At 26.4% G+C, this 5,456-nt stretch carries 6 protein-coding genes; all 6 read right to left on the bottom strand.

The genetic code is table 11. The features are described 5' to 3' along the window. Nucleotides 1-374 precede the first annotated feature (374 nt). Nucleotides 375-1,193, bottom strand: a complete 819-nt coding sequence (locus HMPREF3045_RS05405; RefSeq protein WP_004835104.1) for a hypothetical protein — start codon at nt 1,191-1,193, stop codon at nt 375-377. After that, a complete protein-coding gene (locus tag HMPREF3045_RS05410; RefSeq protein ID WP_070737674.1) occupies nt 1,177-1,668 on the bottom strand; it encodes a Mov34/MPN/PAD-1 family protein in 492 nt (163 codons plus the stop codon). Before HMPREF3045_RS05410 ends, HMPREF3045_RS05405 begins: the two co-directional genes overlap by 17 nt. Further along, nucleotides 1,665-3,407 (bottom strand): ThiF family adenylyltransferase, encoded by a 1,743-nt coding sequence (locus HMPREF3045_RS05415; protein ID WP_070737677.1) that lies wholly within the window; start codon nt 3,405-3,407, stop codon nt 1,665-1,667. The genes HMPREF3045_RS05410 and HMPREF3045_RS05415 overlap by 4 nt, the downstream gene beginning before the upstream one ends. After that, the gene (locus HMPREF3045_RS05420) at nt 3,408-4,433 is read right to left on the bottom strand and encodes a nucleotidyltransferase domain-containing protein (protein WP_070737680.1); all 1,026 of its coding nucleotides are present in this window, start codon (nt 4,431-4,433) and stop codon (nt 3,408-3,410) included. A gap of 21 nt (nt 4,434-4,454) precedes the next feature. Further along, nucleotides 4,455-4,667 carry a helix-turn-helix domain-containing protein gene (locus HMPREF3045_RS05425; protein ID WP_070737683.1) on the bottom strand — a complete coding sequence of 71 codons (213 nt, stop codon included), beginning with the start codon at nt 4,665-4,667 and terminating at the stop codon, nt 4,455-4,457. A gap of 413 nt (nt 4,668-5,080) precedes the next feature. Further along, nucleotides 5,081-5,456 (bottom strand): nucleotidyl transferase AbiEii/AbiGii toxin family protein (locus HMPREF3045_RS05430; RefSeq protein ID WP_143269981.1); only part of this gene is annotated, 376 nt, incomplete at its 5' end.

A 5,456-nucleotide genomic window follows, 5' to 3' on the forward strand; every position in this document is an offset into this window, starting at 1 on the left:
AATATGGCAGATCCATTCCCTACTTCTTAACAAATCAAAATAAATCATGCAATATAAAATCAAGATTCAAGTGTTATGGATCTCCAAATCATACAAAATCTAATTCCTATATAAGTCATTAAATATCAGATGAGCAATACTAAAAACTAGGTACATCAAATATAGCATTTTTAATGAGTATAATTATATTTTTATTTTTCAAATCAATCTATCAGATTAAAAAATAACCTTCCAAACTTACATATAATATTCTAAGTAAATACAATAAAAAAAGAATACTCTAATGCTAGAATATCCTTTAAATAAATAACTTAGATAATACTTTTATATAAATAAATGCTTAAAATTTTTGTTGAATTAAACAAAAAAGTCATCTATATAACTTTATATCTTTCAGAAAAATTTCTATAGCTCTGTCTATCTTGCTGGTATACAAATACTTCCGCTATGTTACCTCTATCTGCTAACTTTAGCGACTGCTCAACAATTTCATAATTGTGTTGTGCGTGTGTTGTAGCAAAAATATTAATTAATACTCCTTTAGGTAACGCCCTAATTTCTTTTACTACAAACTCTACAAATTTCGGATTATACTTTCTAACTCCTTCACTTTTTGTCTTGGAATTTATAACTTTAATTGTTGGTAATTGTTTCTTTTCTGGCGGGATTTGAAAATCATTTATTGAATAAGTATCTTCTAAAATTAAATTATATTCTAAAGAATCCTTATTATCGCAATTGATATATATAATTTTAGAAGATGTTTTTTCTTCGGAGATATTGTTTGTTACTATAAACTCACTGAATACATCATTAATAACTAGTTTAAATTGCATATAAATAGGAACTAATACTAAGTTACACTTTTCATATCCTAAAATTTTAGAGCATAACAAAAACCATAAATAACTATGATCATGATATATATTTCCATTGTTTAAAATCTTATTCTTATTCATTTTTCGTATAGTAAATATGGCTATTCCTGCAAAGAAAATACCTATTCCTAGATTTCCCAATTTTGACAAAAAATAATATATTATATCGATAATATCAAATGAAATATCCTTAGGTTTTGTATTTATAACACTCTCAATATTCGATATTTTAGGTAAAAATAATGCTAAAAATATAAAGAAAAACTGACATAATTGAGTTTTACAATCTTTAAACTTTCTAATAATTTCTTTCATGTCTATCTCCCCAATAAATTGTTTCTAACAACTCGATAATACCCGACTTTTCATATTTCCAAATTCTATATGCTTCATATCCTACTATAATGTGGAAATATAAACTTATTTCATCAGAACCTTTTGCTATTTTCCCCCAGTTTTTTAAGTCTATATCTGAATATTGGGGAATAGCTTCAGGATGAGTATGCCATTCACCTACATACCTATAAATTTTACCACTTCTTAAATATATTGAATTACAAGTCTCTATATGTTTAGTATCTAACCTCTTAAATCTATTCCTTTTTCTCTTGTCATTTTTATATGGTTCTGTTGCATAACCTATAGTATAATCATTATTTTGTAAGTTTTCTTTACCTATAATTATTCCACCAGATTCTAAACCATTTTGTTTATATTGTATATATTTCTTAAATAAATCAATAACTGAATCCATAATTTTAACCCTTTGAATATTTTCACTTATTGTCATAATTCACCACAAATACTACAAGTTTTATTATAAATATTATCAAATTCTATGATTTCAGAATCAGACTTTTGTGATACAAATCGTTTAGAAAAATTTAATCCTGCTAATTTGAAATAATAATCGTCACCTTTTGAAGAAAATATAAGATTACTGTGTATCCTATTAAGTGCGTGCTTCTTTAATAAATCCATAAACATTAGACTTGTTTTTATAGATATTAATGAACCATAAGAAATAAAAGAACCCTGACATCCAGAGTTAGATTTAGCAATGACTTGTCCTTTTTGCGTATAAGCTAATGAATTATATAAATTTCCTCCATCGTCCCTTGTAAACATACATTCATAACACCCTTTATAATTTATATCAAAAAATGCTACATGTGAGCCAATATCTAATGGCTCATTCCATAAATAAAAAACAGGTGTCTGTATTTTATTAGTAACAATATATTTATTTAACCAACGGTTAAGAATTTCATTTCCAGTTGCTGATATTATATAATCATAATCTTCAAATTCTATAGAACAATCTTCAATTGCATCCTCAATTTTGTTATCAACAGTTTTTATATTTAAATTTTGTAAGTTTTTCTCTCCATATATTCTCAAAGCTTCTGCCTTATAGTTGTAAAGATATTCAATGCCAAGTAAATGTCTATATATATTTTCAGCATTCAGATGATCTGAATCAACAAGAGTAATATCCTCTACTCCCGATTTGATCAAATTGCTAAATGTATATCCCCCGATAGAACCACATCCTATTAAAAGATATTTTTTATTAGCAAGTATATTTTTATCGAATGATGTTCTATTCATTAGATAACTCTTATCTAATCTATTTACACTGAGAGGAATGATTCTATCAGCATTACTAATTTTTAGCTTATCAAACTCAATATCATACTCTCCATTTTCAATTAAAAATCCTATTACATTATTAATTTCTTCAGGTTGTTTAATTTCAAATATAAAAAGCATATCTTTTGTTTTTAAATATCTCTTATCTTTAATGTTAAAAGAGCAATAGCTCAAGATATTATTTAAATATGATAAATCTATAGATTTTCTGAAATCAGGAGGATATATTGCTTTATTTGGAGCTAAGAAGAAATATAAACCATTGAATTGTGTTCTATCCCTATATCCCCATAAATCAAAATCTGATGATAAGGTACTTGCAAAATAAGATGTTATAGTAGTTCTCTTTAGATATTCAGCATCCGTCTCATTTTTCTTTCTTACTTTAGATATCTTATTTTTTGTACAATAACTAATCTTTTGGTTTTTCTTTTCTTTGGGAATAGCAACATCAATATTTTTATAATCATCTCTGTTGTATATATACGAATTAAATTCTTCCAACAAATCTCTCTTGTTTTTACCATTTATGCCATCATCTAAAATTTTAATAGCTTTGTCTATGCATTGATTAAAAACTCCCTCAAAATTCCAATCTATCAAAGCTCCTTCTAAATCAAATAAACATAGTTTCCCATTCTTTTCAACATGTGGGATAAAAGGGAGCTTATCTATCTCACAGTATATATCTATTAAACTTAGTTCCCAATTTAATGGTAATCCAATTTTAACTGGAATTAACTTACTATTTGTTGATAAAGAACAACTGATTAAAAATTTATATTCTGTCTTTTTAAAGCTTGCATTCTCTTCAATCATAATGTCTGAGATATATTTATTATCTAATAAGATATCTCTTAATTGATTTGAGTCCAATTAATATATCTCCCATCCAGATGAACTTGATGAGGGAATATAGTTAACTTGATTTTTAGCTGTGTTTTTCTCTTCAGGAATTTCGAAATCATCTCCAAAAATCTTATTCAATTTTTTATATTGGGCATACTCATCAATTTCATTTCTAGCTTCTTTCAAATCGTTAGAAAACTTTGTAATCTTATCTTTAAAATCTGTCATTTGATTATCTGTCATTTTTTCAAAGACATCATTTGGAAAATCAAATGAAAGTTCATATGGTAAAGATAACTCTATTCTATAAAGATCTCTACCATTTTCTGTTTTTCTATAATGAAATTTATTCTTTATATAATTAACGACATCTATTAATACTGTCAAATCATCAGAATAATAAGAAAAGTTGTCAATAGCCATTAATGTTAATCCTATACTTGCTGGAGAAATATGCCCAAAGTTACTAAATCGCCTGTTCCTCCATTTTTTTATATAACGTATGATTCTTCTAAATTGATCTCTTTGTTCTCCTTTAACAATTGTATTATTAATATAATCTACGAGGCCTTTTGGATCAGCTTTTTCCCATTTAATAGAATCCTGATTGCTTGAAATTCCTTTAGCAATATACAATTGACTTTCTTTATTCTCATTATCCTCATAAGCATAAACTACTAAATCAACATGAAACGCAGCTTTATTATTTTTTTTATAAGTTACTGTTACACAAGGCTTTTTTATCTTAGCACCATAGTCTGTATGATTCTCTAGTATAGAACAAATTTTTTCCTTTAAATCCAACGGTTTGTAATCATCTTTATTTACATTAAATATTAATCCAACGTCTATATCATATTCTTGATCTTCTTCAGGTTTTATTCCTGTTTTTAGAATGTAGCTGCCTTGATTTATAACCTCAAACGATGGCAAGTCATCAGAATTTCTTAAAATGCTGACTAATACTTCACGTTTCTCTTTTAATTCATGATTCGTATCAAAGTCTACTCTTATATTATCATTGAATTTTTCAAATTGTTTTTGAACAGTCATTAGTTGTGCTCTCCTTTTCTATTAAATTGAATTACTTTTATACATAGATACAACATCATTAAAGTCTACATCTAACTCTTTACAAATTCTATATAAAACTTGCATACTAACAAATTCTCCCTTTGTCATTTTTGCCACTGTTGCAGTTGATATACCTACTCTATCCATCAAGTCTTTTTTGTTCATATTTTTATCAATTAATACTTTCCAGAGTCCATTGTAATTAATCTTCATAATTATCATCCTTATTCCGTTTTTTATTATGCAAATAAAACTTTTGCATTTGCAAACTTTTACTTTACTATATTATACTTTACATTCGTTGTAATTTCAAAACTTTGCATTAATAGAATTATTAAGTAGAAAATTATATGCATTTGAGATATCATCGATATTTATATATCAGTACATTTGTTATATCATATCTCATTGTTATAAATATTTGTTTTACAAGTCCAAAGATTTTGATAGAATTTCCTATCTTTAAGTTCTCTAAATCTTTTGCCTTATATATTAGGATAAGCAATTGGCATAAAATTTTTCAATTTTTAATCCTTTAAACTTTAAGTAAAAAAGAAGTAGATTAATTCCACTTCTCTTTTACTTAATATTTTCTTGTCTATGATTGCAAGACAGTGTCTGTTAAATTACATCTCATTAATTCTATTTGAAATAATTGTCACTACATCAATAACCTTATCAAAGGTCAAATCTCCAATGTACTTATTTTCACTTAGATATACTTCCCACAAGGATCTTAGGTATGAATCTTCTTTTATGTCCTCGATTATTTCCTCATAATCTTTCATCATCTCCTGGCTTCCTCTTTTGTTTGAGGTTCTCCCTATTGCTTCTTTTAAAATTTTATAATCTATCTCATCTTTTTTCAGCTTGTATAGGGTGTATAGGTCGTAGAAGTCTCTCATTCGTGTCGTTGCTATATTTCTTCTGATTATGGTTTCATATTTTTCAGCTAAAATTGTTTCTAATGGGTATGCCATTATTTTTATATTTTCTTTGCTA

It is taken from the genome of Anaerococcus sp. HMSC075B03, from assembly GCF_001815585.1.
Classification (GTDB): domain Bacteria; phylum Bacillota; class Clostridia; order Tissierellales; family Peptoniphilaceae; genus Anaerococcus; species Anaerococcus vaginalis.